Origin of the sequence: Pedobacter sp. MR2016-19 (assembly GCF_014947265.1) — a bacterium.
Taxonomy (GTDB): Bacteria; Bacteroidota; Bacteroidia; order Sphingobacteriales; family Sphingobacteriaceae; genus Pedobacter.
Map to the genome: position 1 here is coordinate 499,502 of NZ_JADCNK010000003.1, position 20,110 is coordinate 519,611.

Annotated in this window: 23 protein-coding genes; 12 read left to right on the plus strand and 11 right to left on the minus strand. The window is 36.8% G+C overall.

Going from position 1 to position 20,110, the window contains the following annotated elements:
- Positions 1-123: 123 nt before the first annotated feature.
- Both lysS and IM793_RS06740 read right to left on the minus strand, forming a co-directional pair.
- Positions 124-1,833, minus strand: a complete 1,710-nt coding sequence (gene lysS, locus IM793_RS06735; protein WP_193420304.1) for a lysine--tRNA ligase — start codon at positions 1,831-1,833, stop codon at positions 124-126.
- Between the two features lie 279 nt (positions 1,834-2,112).
- Positions 2,113-2,439, minus strand: a complete 327-nt coding sequence (locus IM793_RS06740; RefSeq protein ID WP_193420305.1) for an MGMT family protein — start codon at positions 2,437-2,439, stop codon at positions 2,113-2,115.
- Positions 2,440-2,588: 149 nt separating this feature from the next.
- Between IM793_RS06740 and IM793_RS06745 the strand changes: the two genes are divergently transcribed.
- The gene (locus tag IM793_RS06745; RefSeq protein ID WP_193420306.1) at positions 2,589-3,278 is read left to right on the plus strand and encodes a DUF2461 domain-containing protein; all 690 of its coding nucleotides are present in this window, start codon (positions 2,589-2,591) and stop codon (positions 3,276-3,278) included.
- 63 nt (positions 3,279-3,341) lie between these two features.
- Here IM793_RS06745 and IM793_RS06750 read toward each other — a convergent pair whose 3' ends face one another.
- Complete coding sequence (locus IM793_RS06750; protein ID WP_193420307.1) at positions 3,342-5,258, minus strand: long-chain fatty acid--CoA ligase; 1,917 nt, start codon at positions 5,256-5,258, stop codon at positions 3,342-3,344.
- Positions 5,259-5,554: 296 nt separating this feature from the next.
- Between IM793_RS06750 and IM793_RS06755 the strand changes: the two genes are divergently transcribed.
- Complete coding sequence (locus tag IM793_RS06755) at positions 5,555-6,268, plus strand: hypothetical protein (protein WP_193420308.1); 714 nt, start codon at positions 5,555-5,557, stop codon at positions 6,266-6,268.
- A gap of 53 nt (positions 6,269-6,321) precedes the next feature.
- On the opposite strand, the gene IM793_RS06760 is transcribed toward IM793_RS06755, so the two are convergent.
- The 3 genes from IM793_RS06760 to IM793_RS06770 form a co-directional block, all read right to left on the minus strand.
- Positions 6,322-6,648: an iron-sulfur cluster assembly accessory protein gene (locus tag IM793_RS06760; protein WP_121284726.1), complete on the minus strand. Its 327-nt coding sequence runs from the start codon at positions 6,646-6,648 to the stop codon at positions 6,322-6,324.
- 78 nt (positions 6,649-6,726) lie between these two features.
- A complete protein-coding gene (iscU, locus tag IM793_RS06765; protein ID WP_025142622.1) occupies positions 6,727-7,140 on the minus strand; it encodes a Fe-S cluster assembly scaffold IscU in 414 nt (137 codons plus the stop codon).
- Between the two features lie 135 nt (positions 7,141-7,275).
- Positions 7,276-8,487 (minus strand): IscS subfamily cysteine desulfurase, encoded by a 1,212-nt coding sequence (locus IM793_RS06770; RefSeq protein ID WP_121284727.1) that lies wholly within the window; start codon positions 8,485-8,487, stop codon positions 7,276-7,278.
- A 117-nt stretch (positions 8,488-8,604) separates the two neighbouring features.
- Between IM793_RS06770 and mce the strand changes: the two genes are divergently transcribed.
- Positions 8,605-9,012 carry a methylmalonyl-CoA epimerase gene (gene mce / locus IM793_RS06775; protein ID WP_193420309.1) on the plus strand — a complete coding sequence of 136 codons (408 nt, stop codon included), beginning with the start codon at positions 8,605-8,607 and terminating at the stop codon, positions 9,010-9,012.
- 361 nt (positions 9,013-9,373) lie between these two features.
- Entirely contained in the window at positions 9,374-9,658 is a 285-nt protein-coding gene (locus IM793_RS06780) for a hypothetical protein (protein ID WP_193420310.1), read from the plus strand.
- A gap of 165 nt (positions 9,659-9,823) precedes the next feature.
- On the opposite strand, the gene IM793_RS06785 is transcribed toward IM793_RS06780, so the two are convergent.
- Together IM793_RS06785 and IM793_RS06790 are read right to left on the minus strand one after the other, a co-directional pair.
- The gene (locus IM793_RS06785; RefSeq protein ID WP_193420311.1) at positions 9,824-10,513 is read right to left on the minus strand and encodes a hypothetical protein; all 690 of its coding nucleotides are present in this window, start codon (positions 10,511-10,513) and stop codon (positions 9,824-9,826) included.
- An 8-nt stretch (positions 10,514-10,521) separates the two neighbouring features.
- Positions 10,522-10,689 carry a hypothetical protein gene (locus IM793_RS06790; protein WP_165902591.1) on the minus strand — a complete coding sequence of 56 codons (168 nt, stop codon included), beginning with the start codon at positions 10,687-10,689 and terminating at the stop codon, positions 10,522-10,524.
- 350 nt (positions 10,690-11,039) lie between these two features.
- Here IM793_RS06790 and IM793_RS06795 point away from each other — a divergent pair, with 350 nt between their 5' ends.
- The 8 genes from IM793_RS06795 (at position 11,040) to IM793_RS06830 (ending at position 17,588) form a co-directional block, all read left to right on the plus strand.
- The gene (locus IM793_RS06795; RefSeq protein ID WP_025142617.1) at positions 11,040-11,288 is read left to right on the plus strand and encodes a type B 50S ribosomal protein L31; all 249 of its coding nucleotides are present in this window, start codon (positions 11,040-11,042) and stop codon (positions 11,286-11,288) included.
- A gap of 72 nt (positions 11,289-11,360) precedes the next feature.
- A complete protein-coding gene (locus IM793_RS06800; RefSeq protein WP_193420312.1) occupies positions 11,361-12,527 on the plus strand; it encodes a putative sugar nucleotidyl transferase in 1,167 nt (388 codons plus the stop codon).
- Positions 12,528-12,574: 47 nt separating this feature from the next.
- Entirely contained in the window at positions 12,575-13,336 is a 762-nt protein-coding gene (tpiA, locus tag IM793_RS06805) for a triose-phosphate isomerase (protein WP_132396929.1), read from the plus strand.
- Positions 13,337-14,185 (plus strand): 50S ribosomal protein L11 methyltransferase, encoded by an 849-nt coding sequence (gene prmA, locus IM793_RS06810; RefSeq protein ID WP_193420313.1) that lies wholly within the window; start codon positions 13,337-13,339, stop codon positions 14,183-14,185.
- Positions 14,186-14,280: 95 nt separating this feature from the next.
- On the plus strand, positions 14,281-15,633 hold the full coding sequence (gene murC, locus IM793_RS06815; RefSeq protein ID WP_193420314.1) for a UDP-N-acetylmuramate--L-alanine ligase: 1,353 nt from the start codon (positions 14,281-14,283) through the stop codon (positions 15,631-15,633).
- Positions 15,634-15,736: 103 nt separating this feature from the next.
- A complete protein-coding gene (locus IM793_RS06820) occupies positions 15,737-16,057 on the plus strand; it encodes a helix-turn-helix domain-containing protein (RefSeq protein ID WP_193420315.1) in 321 nt (106 codons plus the stop codon).
- Between the two features lie 119 nt (positions 16,058-16,176).
- A complete protein-coding gene (locus tag IM793_RS06825; RefSeq protein WP_193420316.1) occupies positions 16,177-16,662 on the plus strand; it encodes an Lrp/AsnC family transcriptional regulator in 486 nt (161 codons plus the stop codon).
- Complete coding sequence (locus IM793_RS06830) at positions 16,659-17,588, plus strand: EamA family transporter (RefSeq protein WP_227256162.1); 930 nt, start codon at positions 16,659-16,661, stop codon at positions 17,586-17,588. The genes IM793_RS06825 and IM793_RS06830 overlap by 4 nt, the downstream gene beginning before the upstream one ends.
- Before the next feature lie 232 nt (positions 17,589-17,820).
- Here the strand turns inward: IM793_RS06830 and IM793_RS06835 are convergent, their stop codons facing one another.
- The 3 genes from IM793_RS06835 to scpB all read right to left on the minus strand — a co-directional run bounded on the left by IM793_RS06835 (position 17,821) and on the right by scpB (position 19,859).
- On the minus strand, positions 17,821-18,939 hold the full coding sequence (locus IM793_RS06835; protein WP_193420317.1) for a GNAT family N-acetyltransferase: 1,119 nt from the start codon (positions 18,937-18,939) through the stop codon (positions 17,821-17,823).
- 73 nt (positions 18,940-19,012) lie between these two features.
- Positions 19,013-19,204 (minus strand): hypothetical protein, encoded by a 192-nt coding sequence (locus IM793_RS06840; RefSeq protein ID WP_121284739.1) that lies wholly within the window; start codon positions 19,202-19,204, stop codon positions 19,013-19,015.
- An 88-nt stretch (positions 19,205-19,292) separates the two neighbouring features.
- Entirely contained in the window at positions 19,293-19,859 is a 567-nt protein-coding gene (scpB, locus tag IM793_RS06845; protein WP_193420318.1) for an SMC-Scp complex subunit ScpB, read from the minus strand.
- Positions 19,860-20,110 lie beyond the last annotated feature (251 nt).

The following is a 20,110-nucleotide window of genomic DNA, read 5'->3' on the forward strand; positions in this document are numbered from 1 at the left end:
TAATTATCGATTGCTGTAAATATAGAAAAGGCTTGCTAAACATTTGTTAGCAAGCCTTTTAAGTTTTTGTTATGTTTATGTTAAAATCTGGTCTCCTGTTTTACCATTATATTAACAAATTAACTATTTATGCGATAGAAATAGGCCATCATCTGTTTTGGTAACTTTCAAGATTCCTTTTGCTGTTAAAGCCTTTAAAGTGGTATCCCATTTTTTGTTGCTCCAATCGGCTAGCTTCCCTTTTACTTCAGTTAACAGGTATTGTTCGCCTTCCGAGACCAACGCATATAATTCTGTTTCTTCAGGTGTCATTTCTATTTTCTTTTTCTCCGGGCGCATCTGCGGGAAGAATAAAACTTCCTGGATGGTACTTTGATTGGTCATTAACATCACGATACGATCGATACCAAAACCTAAACCTGAGGTAGGAGGCATACCATATTCTAAAGCACGAACAAAGTCATCATCCATTGCCATTGCTTCGGCATCACCACGATCAGCAAGTTTCAACTGATCTTCAAAACGTTCTTTTTGATCAATTGGATCATTCAGTTCTGAATACGCATTTCCGATTTCTTTACCATTCACAAATATTTCGAAACGCTCTACCAATCCTTCTGCACTACGGTGTTTTTTAGCCAACGGTGTCATTTCGATCGGGTAATCTGTAATGAATGTAGGCTGGATTAAATTGGCTTCTACCTTATCACTGAAAATTTCATCTACTAATTTACCGCGGCCCATTGTAGAATCGGTTTCGATGCCTAATGATGCACAGGTTTGCAAAAGTTCCTCTTCAGTCATTTTCGAAACATCAATTCCTGTATATTTTTGGATCGATTCGTACATGGTCAGTTTTTCGTATGGTCCTTCGAAATTGATATCGTTTTCACCAACTTTAACTACTGCCGAACCATTGGTTGCAATGGCTACTTTTTCCAAACATTCTTCAACCATAGCCATCATCCAGATATAATCTTTATAGGCTACATAAATTTCCATCGAAGTATACTCTGGATTATGTGTGCGGTCCATTCCTTCGTTGCGGAACATTTTACCGAACTCATAAACGCCATCAAAACCTGCAACGATCAATCTTTTTAGATAAAGCTCATTCGCAATACGCAGGTAAAGCGGCATATCTAAAGTATTGTGGTGTGTAGCAAAAGGACGCGCCGCTGCACCACCGTGTATAGGCTGTAGGATAGGTGTTTCTACTTCCATCCAACCTTGCTCATCAAAGTAATTGCGCATGCTGTTAATTACCTTGCTGCGTTTGACGAAAATCTGTTTATAGTCAGGATTTACCGTTAAATCTACATAACGCATGCGGTAACGTAGTTCCGGATTGGTAAAACCATCGTAAACATTGCCTTCATCATCACGTTTAACAATTGGTAAAGGACGCAGTGACTTAGAAAGTACCTTAAACTCAGTAACGTGTACAGAAATTTCTCCTGTTTGTGTAGTGAATACGTATCCTTTAACCCCAATGAAATCGCCGATATCTAAAAGTTTTTTAAATACAGTGTTGTATAGCGTTTTATCATCGCCTGGACAAAGTTCATCACGCTTTAAGTAGATCTGGATTCTGCCGGTAGAATCCTGTAACTCGGTAAAAGAGGCAGCACCCATAATATTGCGGCTCATAATTCTACCTGCTAATACTACCGTCTTGTACGCTGTCTTATCTGCTTCATAATTAGCTAATATATCTGCAGCATATGCATTTACTTCATACGCTTCTGCAGGATAAGGCTCAATGCCCAGTGCACGTAATTGTTTTAGCGACTCACGTCGTAATACTTCTTGTTCTGATAATCCTATACTCATTTCAGGTATTTTTTGCAAAATAATGATTTTGCATTTTTTTGTTATTGTTAAATTTTGGTGCTTTAATGAAAAGGGAATAATTAGCTGATTAAATTTTGAATTTATATTGAAAAAAATCAATTTTCAGTACCAATTAGCTATCCATTTAAAACAGATGGTTGCAAAGATAAGAAAGCTATTGTAATTACTAAATGCTTTATTAGATATAAAACCTTATTTGAGAATGTTAAAATCCAATAAAATAAAGAATGAAAGGTAAGAAGCTTTGTCTATGATGTTTTATTCCAGATCAATTAAAGGATCCCAGAATACCTTTTTAAGGTTTTGAACTTTCAGGTTTTTAATTTCTACGCCTTCGTATTCGAGGAGCTCCTGTCTTTTTGCTGTGGATGATGGATCGCCACTAAGCAAACCGTTGCTGCTAATTACCCTATAATAAGGCACAGGGAGCTGTGCTTGCCCGCAAGCACCAATGGCTCTGGCAACCATTCTTGATAGATTAGGTGTGCCAATGGCTTTTGCAATTGCACCGTAAGAAGTTACCCTGCCTTTGGGTATTTCTCTGGTTAAATCCCAAACCTGCTCAAAAAATAAATCGTGTTTCATCGTTTATGGCAAATGATAGGTAAAGCTAATAAATAAATCTCTTCATAAAATTTAATAGGGTTTCATCAGGTAAATTTTTTGAGCGATATGAATTTAGTCTTTTACAGATGGTATCTTTGTTTGGAATGATTTAGCCTATTTTAAAAACGATGCCCGATATAAAACAAATACCGTCTTCCAGTTTTGAGTTTTTAAGCTTATTAAAAAATAACAATGAACGCGAGTGGTTTAATGACCATAAAACAGCCTATCAAAAAGAACTGGCATACGTAGAATCTTTTGCGCAGGATTTATTAGATCTTATGAATACCCATGACGTAATTGAAACACCGTCTGGCAAGAAAAGTTTATACCGGATTTATCGTGATACACGTTTCTCTAATGATAAAACACCCTATAAAACACACTGGAGCGGAAGTTTTAAACGGGCAGGTAAACAAAGAAGGGGTGGCTATTATTTTCATATCGAACCAGGTAATAGTTTTGTAGCCGGTGGCTTTTTCGGGCCTTCAGCACAAGATTTGAAATTGATAAGGGAAAATATAGCTTTTGATGCCCAGCCCTTAAGAGATATATTAAATGATAAAACTTTTATTGCTTCATTTGAAACTTTAAAAGGTGAACAATTAAAGACTGCTCCAAAAGGTTTTGATGGATATCATCAGGATATCGATTTGCTGCGTTATAAACAATTTTTATTAATTCATCGATTTGCTGATCAGGAAGTGTTAAGTAAAGATTACTTAGCATATTGTAATCAGGAATTTAAAAATATGCGTCCTTTCTTTGATTATATGAGCGAAATATTAACAACCGATGCAAACGGGATGGATCTGTAACTGATATAAAACTTTACAAAATGAAGGGCCACAATTACAATTTGTAATGATGGCCCTTTTTCATTATGATTCCGCTTCTACACCTTCTTCATACATTTCATTAATAGCCTCGGCATATTTCTTTTCTACAATGCGACGCTTCACTTTCATGGTTGGGGTAATTTCTCCTTCATCTATATTGAAAGGATTTCGCTTGATCTTGAAGTTTTTTATGCGTTCAAATTTGGCCAGCTCGCCAGAGATTTTTTTGATATCCTGTTCCATCCAATCTATAATTTCCTGATCGCGGATAAATGGATCAGTCTCCTCAAAAAATGATGGTTTAAGCTTAAAAGTTTCTTCTAAGGTTTCCCTGTTCGGAATAATGATTGCTGTAATAAATTCACGTTTATCTCCGATTAAGAAAAGCTGATCAATTCTAGGGCTTTTTAGGTAAATATTTTCTACCGGAGTTGGGTAAACATTCTTGCCATAAGCATTTACGATCATGTTTTTTAAACGGTCGGTAATCTGCAGGTTGCCTTTATAAAAACGACCAATATCACCCGTGTGGAACCACATTTCTTTATCTATAGCTTCAGCAGTTTCTGCAGGTTTATTAAAATAACCTTTCATTACGCAATGACCGCGTACAATTACTTCTCCTTCGGCGCATTCAAAATCTTCCTCAAAAGTGTTGTGTGTTTGGATACTCAGCATTGCTTTGCTTTCTACATCTTGTATGCCTACTTCAATGCCAGGAATCACTCGACCAACGGTGCCATAAACCTGCCTGTGGTATTCAGTTACCGACATTACCGGCGAGGTTTCCGTTAAACCAAAACCTTCTAATATTTTAATGCCCAGATCGCCAAAAAACTCACCCACATTTTTAGGTAGGGCGGCTCCGCCTGAAATCATGAATTTTAATCTTCCACCTGTTTTTTCCTTGATTTTACTGAAGACCAATTTTTCGGCGATTCCTTTTTTTGCCGATAAAATTAATCCAGGATTTTTGCCCGCTTCTTTTGCAACACGGTATTTATTACCGGTTTCTAAGGCCCAGGTAAATATTTTTGCTTTTGTTCCTCCACCTGCAGTTCCTCCTTTTATCGCTTTATCATGTATCCGCTCCAATAAACGCGGTACGCAGCTCATTACCGTTGGACGCACTTCGCCCATGTTTTTAGCCAATAGTTCTAAACTTTGTGCGAAGGCAATTTTACAACCCTGTGCACAGCAAACATGATAAGTAGCTGTACGTTCGAATACATGTGATAGTGGTAGAAAGGAAAGGAAAGTTTCTGTTTGATCAATCACCGGGATTTGTTGTAAACAAACCTCCACATTCTTAACAAAGTTGTAATGGGTAAGCATTACGCCTTTCGGAGTTCCTGTTGTTCCAGAAGTATAAATTAAAGAGGAAACATCTTCAGGTAAAACCAGACTTCTACATTGCTCTATTTCTGCTTTTTCGGCAGCCGTAACCTGATGCTTAAGTGCAAGGATATCTGAAAAAGCAATTACTTCTACATTAACATCTGCAGGGATAGTAACCTTTTCGAAATCTTTAAAAGCTGGTATAATATATTTTAATGCTTTACAATTAGCCGCAACTTTTAAAACTTTACGGTAAAGAAAATTATTCCCAACAAGAATAGCTTTTATGCCAGAGTCGTTAAGAATATAGGCTACTTCCTGCTCAGAAAGTGTAGGATAAATAGATACGTTAATTACACCAATTTGCTGGATTCCCTGATCATAATATACATATTCAGGAGAATTCTCAATCATTAAGCCTAAACGATCGCCTTTTTTTATTCCCTTTTCCAGGAAGAATGCAGAAACAGCATCAGCTCTTTTTAAGGTATCTTCATAAGAAATTTCAACCCACTCTGCGCCTTGTTTGTGGATTAAAAAGGTGTCCTGGGGCTTGTGAATATTTTTAACAACATTCCGCAACAAAGTAGGAACTGTTGAAAATTCGTTTATTAATGGCATGCTCGTAATCTGAATGTTCGTTATTTTAACAATTATAATACTTTTAGCTTTAATAATGGCAACAGTGTGATAAACCTATTCTAAAATTAAATAAAAAATATAAAATTTAAGCGACCACAAAAAGACCGTAAAAAAAAAAGGACAGCAGTTTAGTTTAAAAATTAATGGAAATACCTGGTTTTAGGTAGATCTATATAGTGGTTTATCGTTATTTTAATCTACAAGAGGCAAATTATTGGATATTGGCACTACAGTTGCAATTGGGCATTTTAAAACTTGGAATTAAAATTTGCATGATGAAAACAACAAAAACAAACTTAACTATGGTAGCCAAAGGATGTGCATTTGCTTTAATAGTAGGTGTAGTGCTACAATTTGCGGCTTGCTCTAAAAGCAAAGATATTAATCCGAGCGATGAAGAAATCCTGACTAAGAAAATTGAAGATATTATTCCGCAACAGTATGTGGATAGCTTAACCAAACTGGGTTTTACTATAAATAAGGGTACTACGCCCCCAAATGTCGATGGATCTTACTTATTTAAGCCTTTCACCATAAAAAATAGTAATATACCCAACGACTCCTATACGCCTGGTTATGTACTTATGGATGGCGTAGTTAAATTTTATGAGCAAAGTACCAGCGATTTCAGTATTAAAATGTTGGGCAAAAACTTTATTGGCGCAGCAGATACCAGTGTCGTAACCGCCATAAGTGGAAGTGGAAATAAATTTACAGTTTACGGAAAGGTAAAAGCGTACAGAAACGGTGGTTATAATTTTTACGCTTTTTTAATGTCAGGAGAAAAAGATGGAAGTAACATTAAAAACGGAATTGGTGGCATCATAAATATCGACGATTCTCACAGCGGACCTTATACCATTAGAGAGGGACAAGGCAGGGTTGCCTTTGATGGAGATTATACTTCTGAACCTACAGATTTTAATAGCAAAACCACTGCGATTACTGAAAGAAATACCATTAGCAGTAAACCATCCCAATTCAAATAACAAAAAAAGCGGCTCGGAAAATCTCCCAAGCCGCTTTCTTCTTGCTGTTAAATTTATACAGAAAAACTTTCGCCACAGCCACAACTACGGCTGGCATTTGGGTTTATAAAGTTGAAACCTTTTCCGTTTAAACCATCAGTAAAGTCTAATTCAGTTCCAGCCAAATAAAGAAAGGATTTCATGTCCAAAGCAATTTTGATTCCTTTATCTTCAAAAAACTGATCGCCTTTTTGTTCTTCGTTATCAAAATCCAGATTGTATGATAAGCCTGAACAGCCACCACCTTTTACCGAAACGCGTAAAAAGTAATCAGAACCCATTTCCGAGTCCTGCATTAAGTGATCTATTTTATCTTTTGCTTTATCTGTTATCGTTATCATAGTATCGAGTATTTAGTATCAAGTATCAAGATTGAATTATTATAGTCTTGATACTAGATACTTATGTCTTGTTACTTATTAATGGTGCGATTTTTCTAACACAATAGCTTCCAGGCCATTTTTAACACGGTAATCGTTAATAGCCGATTTAATTGCATCTTCTGCCAATACTGAGCAGTGGATTTTTACCGGAGGTAAAGCCAATTCTTCAACAATATCCATGTTATCGATAGATAAAGCCTCATCAATTGTTTTTCCTTTTAACCATTCTGTAGCCAAAGAAGAAGAAGCAATTGCCGAACCACAGCCAAATGTTTTAAATTTAGCATCAGTGATTACGTTATCTTCTCCAACTTCAATTTGTAAACGCATTACGTCACCGCACTCAGGTGCACCAACTAATCCTGTGCCTACAAATTTGCTGTCTTTATTTAAAGTACCTACGTTACGTGGGTTATTGTAATGGTCAATTACTTTTTCTGAATATGCCATGATTTCTATTTCTTAAGTCTCCTTTAGGAGATAATTTTATTTATTAATTATCACTTTAGCGTTTGGCGAATTGCGTAAGGCGTTTGGCGTTTGGCTATTAACCTTCTACCTTAAGCCTTCCAACCCTCTACCTTCTTAGTGTTCTGCCCACTCAATTTTACTCAAATCGATTCCTTCTTTAAACATTTCCCAAAGTGGAGAAAGTTCTCTTAAGTGATTAACCGCTTTTTGAGTTACTTCAATAGCCTGATCGATCTCTGCTTCAGTTGTAAACCTTCCTAAACCGTAACGGATAGAAGAGTGAGCCAAATCATCAGATAAACCTAAACTTTTCAATACATAAGATGGCTCTAAAGAAGCTGAAGTACAAGCCGATCCTGAAGATACCGCTAAATCACTCATCGCCATCATTAAACCTTCTCCCTCAACATATTTGAAAGAGATATTGGCTACGTGTGGTAAACGGTGTTGTGTATTACCATTAACATAACTCTCTTCCATTTTGTTTAAAGTAGTCTCTAACTTATCACGTAAAGCTGATAAACGAATTGATTCGCTTTCCATTTCTAAACGACAAAGTTCGCAGGCTTTTCCTAAACCAACAATACCTGGAACGTTTAAAGTACCAGAACGCATGCCGCGCTCGTGGCCACCGCCATCCATTTGTGCAGTAACTTTAACCCTTGGGTTTTTACGACGAACGTAAAGCACACCAACACCTTTCGGACCATACATTTTGTGTGCCGAGAAAGCCATTAAATCAATACCATCCGTATTTACATCAACCGGAATTTTACCAACTGCCTGTGTAGCATCAGTCATAAATAAAGCACCGTGTTTGTGTGCAATTGCTGCTATTTCTTTAACAGGTTGTATTACGCCGATTTCGTTGTTGCCATACATAATCGAAACTAAAATAGTTTCAGGAGTCATAGCAGCTTCTAATTCAGCTAAATCAATTAAACCGTCTTCTTTAACACCTAAATAAGTAACGCGTGCGCCATTTTTCTCTAAGTGTTTGCAGGTATCTAAAACTGCTTTATGTTCAGTAACCGCAGTAATAATGTGGTTACCTTTTTCTTTGTACATTTCAAATACACCCTTAATGGCCAGGTTATCGGCCTCAGTTGCACCTGATGTAAAAATAATTTCTTTTTCAGTACAGCCGATTAATTTGGCTACCTGTTCACGAGCGTAATCTACACCCTCTTCAGCCACCCAGCCAAACGCGTGATTACGACTTGCGGCATTTCCAAATTTCTCAGTAAAGTAAGGTAGCATTGCTTCCAGCACACGTGGATCTAACGGTGTTGTAGCATTATTATCTAAATATATCGGCTGTTTCATCTCTATTCTGTTAATTATATCACAAAGATACGAAAAAACTTATTTAACAATTATAAATAATAGCTATGAGCTTATAGATAAAAGCCGCATTTTTACATTCACATAACCTTATAATCTATGAATAAGATAGAACACATCGGCATCGCGGTAAAAGACCTTAACAGTTCCATAGCGGTTTATCAGAAACTACTCAATACCGATTGTTATAAAACTGAGCAGGTTGCGTCAGAATCAGTAAATACTGCTTTTTTTAAAACAGGCGAAAATAAGGTGGAGCTGCTTCAGGCTACGGCTCCAGATAGTGCAATTGCTAAGTTTATCGAGAAAAAAGGAGAGGGGATTCATCATATCGCTTTTCTGGTTGATGATATTCTGGCCGAAATGGAACGTTTGCATCAGGAAGGTTTTGTACTGCTCAGCGATTCTCCAAAAAAGGGGGCAGATAATAAGATGGTGTGTTTTGTGCATCCTAAAGATACCAATAGCGTGTTGATCGAGATCTGCCAGGAGATTAAATGGGTATAGGGATGGAAGATGGGAAAGGTAAGATGGAAAATGGTTAATTTTTGAGATCCGTCATCCTCGTGCATGCGGGGATCTTAAGAAGCGACTAAAGTTTGATTTTGAAAACGAAAGGTCTGTATTCCATAGGCTTTTCAGTCCTGCTAACCGCTGTAGTCCCGATGAAACCTGTGAAACAAGCAAGCACACCATAAATAAAAGACAAAAAAATAGTGCTTAAATCGGGAGCTGCCGCTTTTATCAGGTTTATTTAATGTTGGATTGTGGTTCTTCGGAAAATGCAAATTGCCTAAACCCAATATTAACAACTCCTATTCTAACACACTTTAATCTTGAAATCCTACAATCTTAAAAATCCTATTCCATGTCATTAATTAGTATCATCAGCAAAGATTTCGATATACCGGATAACCTTTCCGAAGGCCAGCTGCGCGCCACAATGGTTGATGCTTTTGCTTACCTCATTGATAACGATTTCCCAAAACTGATCCAGATTTTATATAAAGCAGATGTCGATCAGTATAAATTAAAAGAATTGTTAGAAACCGTAGAGGGTTCCAGTTCAGCTGAAGTAATTGCTGATGCTTACATTGCCCGTCAAAATGCCAAAATAGAAACCTGGAAAAAGTACAGTCAGAAAAAAGATTAAGAGCCTGTTTAATTTAATGCAATTATTTTACTTATCTAATATTTCTGTCACACTGAGCGGAGTCGAAGTGCTTTTAATAAATCAAAAAATGGATCTTCTACTACGCTTAGACTGAAATACGAATAAATTCTGATAAAACTCAAACAGGCTCTAAATTTTGGAATTTTATTCTTGTGCAGGATTAAAGCGGTTATACATATCCATATCAAAAAAAGAAATAGAATTAATCTTATCGGCTTTCAGTACGAGATCTGTTTTCAATTCATCGGTATTCGCTACTGAGCCATCTTCAATATAACTGGCATAAACCGTTAAATACTGGGTGGTAAAAACAAGTTCCTTATCGTCAGCTTTGCGGTAGCCACTAAAGGCAGGGGTAATGCGGATATAACTGGTGGTAAAGGGTTTTGGTAATTCTTTCACCCAGCCAATATAAAATTTGCCGCTATCCATGGTAAACTGTAAAAGGTGTGCGTCAAAAAAAGATGAACTTAATAATAATTCAAATTCATTTCCAGAAGTAGCGATGGCCCTTTTAATGGCTTTCAGGCGGTTGATAAAAAGATTCGCGATTTCTGTGGCGGCTACCGCGACCAATAACGATAAGCTGGTAGTGCCGAAATAGGGTGCATGGATGGGGAGTAATTTGCTAAGGTGTTCAACCGTTTCCGGCCAGATGGCAATAAAAATCGCCCTTAATACAAAACAAGCGCCGAGTAATAAGATACCCGCAAAAGCAGAGTTTAATAATATACGTTGGCTTTCCAACCGGTATTGTACATACCGCAGGTACCTGAACCTGATTAATATATAATAGCCGCCTACAAGAGGGAATAAAAGTAGGTTAAAAGGCATCTTTAAGGCTATTTCTTGTTTTTATCCTTTTCTATCTTTTTAAAAATACTCGATTGCATTAATGCACCCACCATTTCGATCACCCTTGGCTGTGCAAAAAAATCAGGACTTTTAATATAGAGCTTTCCGCTGCTATCGGCATGGATGATGCCATCTAATTCGCCATGTTTTCTCATAAATCAAATTTACATATATTTTTTAAATATCTGAAAAACAATATTCTGCTTAGAAAGTTTATTTTTGCCTAACCGGGCTATCGGTATGCTTTAGCTTCTTCGTAGATAGAAAAAAACATATAATTTAAAATTCTTTATTTAGGCTTGTAAATCAAAAATAAAATTAGGATATTTGCATCCTCTAAAATAGAGGTAGAAAGACTATAGGAAATGTCATAAGCGTTGTTGCCAGCAAATTGCAAGAATGTTCTTGATGCTTTCACATAAATAACTAAAAATAATATTCAAATGAAACCATCGAAGCATTAGCGAGATAGCTTCATCAAAATTAAAAGAAAATAAAAAACACGATGAAAAAAGATTTGCACCCAACAAGCTACAGACCAGTTGTTTTTAAAGACATGTCTAACGAATATGCTTTCTTAACAAAATCTTGCGTAGATACTAAAGAAACAATTAAATGGGAAGATGGTAACGAGTATCCTCTTTATAAATTAGAGATTTCTCATACTTCACACCCTTTCTATACTGGTAAAATGAAATTGGTTGATACAGCAGGACGTATCGATAAATTCAAAAACCGTTACGCTAAGAAATAATTTTAGCAACAAAAAGCATTTTTTGAAGTCCCTTTGCCAAAAGCATCGGGACTTTTTTTATTTTTGCTGCTTATGACAATCAATCTATTTGATGATGCTTCCTGGATGTCCCTGCGTCCACTTACGTTTACCAGGCCTGTAGCCGATTTACGCATTGGTATTTTAACTATTGCCGAAAAATGGGCCAAATATTTAAATGCCGATTTTGGCTTTCAAACCCAGGATTACCTTTCCATAAAATTTGCGCCAAAGCCTAATGCAGATTTATTTATAAACGGTTCCATTTGTCCTGATGAAGCTTTGCTTAATGCTATTTCAGATCTTAAAGCAGGTGAAGCACTTTATAAAAGAGATATTGTTGTAGCTTATATTGCGGATCAACACGATCTTGAAGCTGTTAAGTCGCTAAAGCAGATTGAATATGACGGAGATTTTATACGGATTGTTTATCCAGAGCATATTTTCGGAAATAATCCAGCGGAGATCAGAAAAGATTTTAAATTGTTAACCGATGGGCGTACCTCGGCAAACATCAGTAGTACCAATCAATTACTTGGTGATGATATTTTTCTCGAAGAAGGCGCAAAAGCCGAATGCAGCTTTTTTAATACTACATATGGCCCAATTTATATTGGTAAAAATGCTGAAGTTTGGGAAGGTAGCTTGATTAGAGGTTCTTTTGCACTTTGTGATAATTCATCCGTGAAAATGGGTGCAAAAATATATTCGGGTACAACAATTGGCCCAAATAGCCGTGCAGGGGGGGAAATTAATAATGCTGTAATTTGGGGTAATTCGGCCAAAGGCCATGAAGGATATCTGGGCAATTCGGTGATGGGTGAGTGGTGTAATATCGGTGCCGATACCAATAATTCGAATTTAAAAAACAACTATGCAGAAGTAAAACTTTACGATTACGAAAGTAAAAAAATGCGTAACACTAACCTGCAGTTTTGCGGTTTAATCATGGCTGATCATGCTAAATCCGGCATTAATACCATGTTCAATACTGGTAGTGTGATAGGTGTTGGTACTAATGTTTTTGGTGCGGGTTTCCCTCCAAATCATGTTCCAGATTTTAGTTGGGGAGGTGCCAGTGGATTTGAAGCCTATAGATTGGATAAAATGTTCGGCACCACCGAAAAGGTATTTGCAAGAAAGAACATCGCTTTTGATGAAACTGAAAAGAACATTCTTGAGAAAGTATTTGAATTAACCGAATCGTATAGACGATTTTAATATAAAACCTGATCTGAAAAGATCAACCAACCATTAAATAATACAAAATGAGAAAAAAGATTGTTGCCGGTAACTGGAAAATGAACTTAGATTATAACGAAGGTGTTTCGTTGTTCAGCGAAATTGTAAATATGGTTAAAGATGAACGCAAAGGCGATCAGCTGGCTATTATTTGCTCACCGTTTATTCATTTAAACAGCTTGGCAAAATTGGGTGGTAATGATGTTAAAATTGGCGCTCAAAATATTAGCGATAAAGAAAGTGGCGCATATACAGGCGAAACTTCTGCTAAAATGGTGAAATCTGTTGGTGCAGAATATGTGATTTTAGGTCACTCAGAACGCAGGCAATATTTCGCTGAAAGCGATGCATTATTAGCTGAAAAAACTAAAGTTGCACTGGCAAATGGTTTAACACCAATTTTCTGTATCGGCGAAACGCTAGACGAGCGTAATAACGGCAGTTATTATGAGGTATTAAAGAAACAATTGGTAGAAGGTATTTTTAGTTTAACTGAAGAAGACTTTAAGAAACTGGTTATTGCTTATGAGCCGGTTTGGGCTATTGGTACAGGTTTAACCGCTTCTCCAGAGCAGGCGCAGGATATCCATGCGTTTATCCGTAGCGAAATTCAAGCGAACTATGGTTTTAATGTGGCTGACGATACAACCATCTTGTACGGAGGTAGCTGTAACCCAGGCAATGCGGCAAGCTTATTTTCTCAGAACGATATCGATGGTGGCCTGATTGGTGGTGCATCATTAAAATCACGCGATTTTACAGACATTATTAAAGCATTAAACAGCTAAATGCAATATATCAAAGCAATATTTACATTCAAGAGTATCGAAGATTATCAACAGGATCTGCTCATCAGCGATCTTGCCGATTTAGGCTTCGATACTTTCGAAGATAGTGAGGGTGGTTTTACGGCTTTCGTAATCAAGGATAATTTTAACGAGCAGGAATTAAAAGACCTGTTGGGCAATTATAGTGAAGAATTTGCAACAGATTATACCTTAGAAGATGTTGCCGATGAAAACTGGAATGCCGAATGGGAGAAAAACTTCAGTCCGTTGATTATTGACGATGTATGTTATGTAAGGGCAACCTTTCATGAGCCTCAGCCATCATATCCTTACGAGATTGTAATCGATCCAAAAATGGCTTTTGGCACAGGTCACCATCAAACCACCACAATGATGATGCAGTATATTTTAGCTGCCGACCTAAAGGATAAAAATATCCTGGATATGGGTTGTGGAACTGGAATTTTGGCTATTCTGGCGGCAAAACTAGGTGCTAAAAGTTTAATGGCTATCGATTATGACGATATCTGCTACGAAAGCACGATAGAAAATGCTGCGCTTAACCAGGTAGGTCATTTAAAGGCACTTTGCGGAAGTAAAGAAGTGATTCCTAACGAAGAATACGATGTTATTTTTGCTAATATTAATCGGAATATCCTGCTCGATCAGATTCATCGTTATGCAGAAGTACTAAAATCAGAAGGCAAAATTTTCTTCAGTGGGTTTTATTTAGATCCTGATTTGGGAATGATTACTGCTGAATGTGCTAAATACGGGATTAAATACGTTGATCATAAACAGAATGGCGATTGGGTAGCGGCACAGTTTGAGAAAAAGGTGGAAGGGTAGAAGGCGGAAGGTTTAAGGTCTTAGACGTAGGATTTGTTTTCACACCTTCGGTCTCCAATCTTATGTCTCATATCTCAAATCTAAAACAAAAAAATATGCGCATACATTTTATAGCAATCGGTGGGAGTGCGATGCACAACCTGGCCATTGCCTTACATAAAAAAGGATATCAGATTTCGGGATCAGATGATGTGATTTTTGAGCCTGCAAAATCCCGTTTGGGTAAATATGGTTTATTGCCGGCTGAAATGGGCTGGGATGAAAACCGTATATCCAAAGATTTAGATGCAGTAATTTTAGGCATGCATGCACGGATCGATAATCCTGAATTATTGAAAGCGCAGGAACTGGGTGTTAAAATTTATTCTTACCCTGAGTACATTTACGAGCAGAGTAAAAATAAGCTTCGTGTAGTCATTGGTGGCAGTCATGGTAAAACAACCATTACCAGCATGATTCTGCACGTGCTAAATTATTACAAACGTGATTTCGATTATTTGGTTGGTGCGCAACTGACTGGTTTCGAAACCATGGTGAAAGTTACCGAAGAAGCTCCTGTAATGATTATCGAAGGGGATGAGTATTTATCGTCACCGATTGATAGAAGACCTAAATTTCATCTTTACAAGGCAAATGTTGCGGTAATCAGCGGTATAGCATGGGATCATATCAATGTTTTTCCAACCTATGCAGATTATACTTTGCAGTTTGATAAATTTATTGATACCATTGAAGCTAACGGAACTTTAATTTATTGTGAAGCGGATGCAGACCTGAATGAGATTGTATCCAATTCCAAAGCTCATGTAACTAAAATCGGTTATGCTATTCCAGAACATGAAATCAGAAACGGAATAACTTACCTCCTGCCAGGAGAAACCGCTTTAAAGATTTTTGGCGATCACAATCTGATGAACCTGAATGCAGCTAAATTAGTTTGCAAACAATTGGAAATCAGTGAATCTGAGTTTGATGCTGCTATTTCTTCGTTTACTGGCGCTGCTAAGCGCTTAGAAGTGATTTTAGCAGATGAATCGACCAGTGTTTACAAAGATTTTGCGCATTCGCCCTCAAAATTAAAAGCCACTATTGATGCTGTTAAAGCGCAATTTATCAACCGTAAATTAGTAGCTTGTATTGAATTGCATACTTTTAGCAGTTTGAATAAAGACTTTTTGAAAGAATACACCGGGGCAATGGATAATGCCGACGAAGCAATAGTATTTATTGATATTAAATCTTTTGAGCAAAAACGCATGGAACCTTTTTCTGAAGATGATGTGCAACAGGCTTTTTCTAATCCAAAACTGAAATTTTTTAACGATGCTGCAGAGCTAAAAAGTTATCTGTTAAGCCTCAATTACAAAGATACCAACCTATTGATGATGAGCTCTGGTAATTATGCAGGTTTTGATCTGCCTGAACTGGCGGATTCTTTAGAGAAGTGAGATTTGAGACATGAGATTTGAGAGGTGAAATTTTAAAGTTCAAATCCCTCTCAAATCCCTTTTTTGTCTCATATCTAGCATCTCAAATCTCATATCTAATCAAATGAAAAGCATCGGAGATCGTATTAAACAAAGTAGACTGGCTTTAGGGTTAAGTCAGGCTGATGCTGCTAAAAAATTGAATATCTCGACTCCGGCTTTCTGCAAAATAGAAACGGGACAAACCGATCTCAATATTTCCCGTTTACTCCAGATTTCCAAAACCTTTAAAGTTTCTGTTGTACAATTGATAGATGGTAAATCAGTAGGAGCAGATTCTTCTGAAGAATTGACTGCGCTTAAAAAAGAACTGATTGAAAAGGAAGAAGAAATTAATAAACTCCGTAAAAAAGTGATCGACCTTTATGATAAACTCGGAATATAAAATTCGGTATGTTGTTTGTCGAGCCGACTAATTATCATAGTAAAGCTATTAAATAGAATAAAATTCATTTTTAATTAATTTTTTTTGAATTTTATTCTTAATATTTATAGTTTTATTGAATGGTAACCGAAAACAATTTTAGTCTGGATCATATCGATCTGGCTATACTCAGGCTCATGCAGGATAATGCCCGGATCTCTAATGTAGATTTAGCGAAGGCATTAGATCTCGTTCCATCAGCCGTGTTGGAACGCGTAAAAAAACTCGAGAAAAAGAATGTAATTACCGGTTACCATGCCAAAGTAAATCCTGTAGCAGTTGACTTAAAGTTATTGGCTTTCATCTCCATGAAATCTTCGCAAAGCTTTAGCTGTAATGATACCGCAAGCGAATTGGCAAAAATCCCCGATGTGCAGGAAGTACACGTAATAGCCGGTGATGATTGTTTTCTGGTGAAAGTGAGAACCACCGATTCGGCATCATTAATGGCTTTATTACGTGATGAGTTTAGCAAGGTTCCCAATATTTTATCGGTAAAAACAACGATTGTGTTAGAAACGGTAAAAGAACAGCAACAATTGGTTATTCCTGAAAAAAAATCATGACAAATTTAAATAAAACAGCATCTCCGGCAATGGTTTACCTGGCTTTTGCTATCGTATATATTGTATGGGGCTCTACTTATTTTTTTATTCAAAAAGCTTTAGCCGGGTTTCCGCCTTTTATTTTAGGAGCATTCCGTTTTTCTGTTGCGGGAGTGTTGATGTTAACCTGGTGTAAGATTAAGGGAGAAGATATTTTTAACCTAAAAACCATCAAAATTGCTGCAGTGAGCGGTATTTTAATGTTGGGTTTGGGTAACGGGATTGTAATCTGGGTAGAGCAGTTTATTCCCAGCGGTTTAGTGGCTATTATGGTGGCTTCAGCAGCAATATGGTTCGTTATTTTAGATAAATCGCATTGGAAAGAAAATCTGAGTAATAAGTATATTGTTTCGGGTTTAGTAATTGGCTTTTTGGGTGTTGTGCTCTTATTTGGCGATCAGATTGTGCAAGCGCTTGATAAACCACAAAGTAATCTGCAGATTATAGGTATGGTATTACTTGTTTTTGGTCCAATAGCATGGGCCGGAGGATCACTTTATTCGAAATACCATCCTACTACAGGCAGTTCGGTTTCTGTTAACACGGGCTGGCAAATGTTAATGGCCAGTTTAGCTTTTATTCCAGGTGGCATTTTGAAGTCGGAATTCAAATTGTTAGACTGGGAAAATATATCATTAGATGCCTGGCTATCCATTATTTACCTGATTCTATTCGGATCCATTGCAGCATTCAGTGCTTATGTGTGGTTGCTAAAAGTTCGTCCGGCTACGCAAGTGAGTACTTATGCTTATGTAAATCCTGTAGTGGCGGTATTGTTAAGTTTAACATTTACCAATGAGGTAATTGGCCTTACGCAGGTGATCGGACTGGTAATTATTTTAGGAAGTGTACTGTTGATTAATCTTCCGAAGTATAAAAACGCGTAGGTTATTCCTTGAAAGAAAGTCCTCGTTTGTAACGAGGGTTAGCGAAATCCGCATTTGTAATGCGAAATGGATAGCCTTAGTGCGATACAATCGCCATTCTCATTCATCCTCGTTGCAAACGAGGACGATGAAGTTTAAAGTTAGATTTCTCTGTGTTTTCGTGAATCCGGAACCAAAATAAAAAAAAGGTTCGTGGAGACACGAACCTTGGCGGGTGATGAACCTATTAAGGTTAAAATATCTTTCGCATGGTTAAGTGCTTTTTACCAAAAGTAGCACCTGTAGCTTTATGGATAGCAATCATCTGTTCATTAAAATCGCCAACCCAGCTTAACTCGAGTTCTTTGTACTGGTTTTTAGGCAGTACATATTCACCTAAACGGATAAAAAGAACCGATTCCAGGCCGTGTTTCTGGAATTTAGGTTTAGTACCCATCACAATTGCCCTCATGCGGGTAACGCCCACCCAGCGGCGGTAAACAAACTTTAATTTTTCAATTAAACCTAATTTACCATCAAAACCTTTGATCATTTGATTTGCATCAGGAATCAACACTACAAAAGATGCTGGTTCGCCATTAAAATATGCAAACTGGATGAGGTGCTCATCCATAATGGGTTCCATGCTTTTAAAACTCTCTTCCAGGGTTTCTCTTTTAATAGGAACAAAATTTTCAAAATCCTGCCAGCCATCATTGTAAATTTCCATTAAATCATTAATGTACTTGCTGGAATTGGCTTTGCTGAAATATTCGAAAGTATAACCCGGTTTATTTCTTACCCAGTTGGCAATTTTTGTAAAACGTTCCGGAAAAGGAATAGTAAGGTTAATGTGATTGGTTAATTGCTCATATTCGGTAACAAAACCATAGTTATCGAAAAACTTCTGATAGTAGGGAAAGTTGTAGTTCATGCCGAAAGAAGGAGGGGTGAAGCCTTCAACCAATAAGCCCCAGAAGGTATCGTTTTCGCCAAAATTAATCGGACCGTCCATCGCTTTCATACCATTTTCGGCTAACCAGTTTTTTGCTGTATCGAATAAAAGAAAAGCAGCTTTTTCATCATCAATACATTCAAAAAAGCCCATGCCACCTGTAGGTTGATCATAGTGGTAGGCTTTTTTCTCATTGATAAAAGCTGCTACACGGCCAATCAGTTTTCCAGCATCGTCTTTTAAAACCCAGCGTGTACATTTTCCATGCGCAAAAAAAGTGTTTTTTTCTAGATTAAAAACATTTTCAACTTCACTATCCAATGGACAGATCCAGTTTTTATCGTTTTTATATAGGATTTTTGGTGTGTTTAGAAAGTCTTTTTTTAATGATGTATTGCTTACCGATATAACTTGCATGGGCAGATTTTAAAATTAAAAAGCATCCTACCAAGCGGGCGGATGCTTTTTCAAATATATGTTTTTTTAAATATTAATAATCGTCGTCGTCATCGTCGAAATTATCGAAATTATCAAGATCATCTAATGGGATATCAAAATCATCATCTTCATCATCTTGAGGCTTCTTTTTTGTTGTTTGAATATCGTCATCTTCAAGATCATCATCTTCGTCTACCTGTTTTTTAGTAGTCGGCTTAGTTGGGAGTTTGTTTGGCGCTTTCATAACACAAAAATAAAAATTGCTTTTATAGTTTAAAAATACAAAAAAAAAATTTTTAATAACAAGCTGTGAATAAATAAAATAATTTTATTTATTCCACATTTTCTCCCACTGTATTTTCCTCCTTAACAATGTCTTTTAACTGTGGAAGTTGGTTTAGGTTATTTAAGCCAAAATAATCCATAAATGATGTACTGGTGCTGTAAAGGATCGGCCTGCCGGGACTCTCTGCTTTTCCATCAATACTGATCAACTCTTTTTCCAGCAGCCGTTGCACTGAATAATCCGAGTTTACACCCCTAATCTGTTCAATTTCTAATTTGGTAATGGGCTGGCGGTAAGCTATAATGGCTAACGTTTCCATAGCCGCCTGACTTAGTTTTTTTTTTGAGCGATGTAACTGAAGTTGGTTAACGGTTTCATGATAATCTTTTTTGGTGAGAAACTGGTAACCATTGTTTAAGGAGACCAGTTCGATGGCAAAATCATCATGGCTATATTTTTCCTTAATCTGTTCTACGCTTTCGAATACTTGTGCTTCTGTAAATTCTTCATTGAAAACAGCGTTTAGGGCAAGTATAATTTCTTGTGTACCTATGCTTTGGCTTGAAGAAAATACAAGGGCTTCAATGTGCCTGGTGATGTTGTGATTGGGCATATAACAAAAATAGAATTTTTGGACATAAAAAAAGCGGTCTCGCTTTTAAAAACAAGACCGCTTTCAACACACAAATGAAACCTGAATTAAGATATAGTTTTAGGTTAGGTTATTAAATATCTATATCAATTCTATAAGAACGTCTTTGATAAACACTATCGTTTATTTCTAATACAAGTTTAAGGCTAAAGAAGGTTCGATCAAGATTCTATTTAGTGAGTGGTATTAATAATTGAGTAAACGGTAAATTT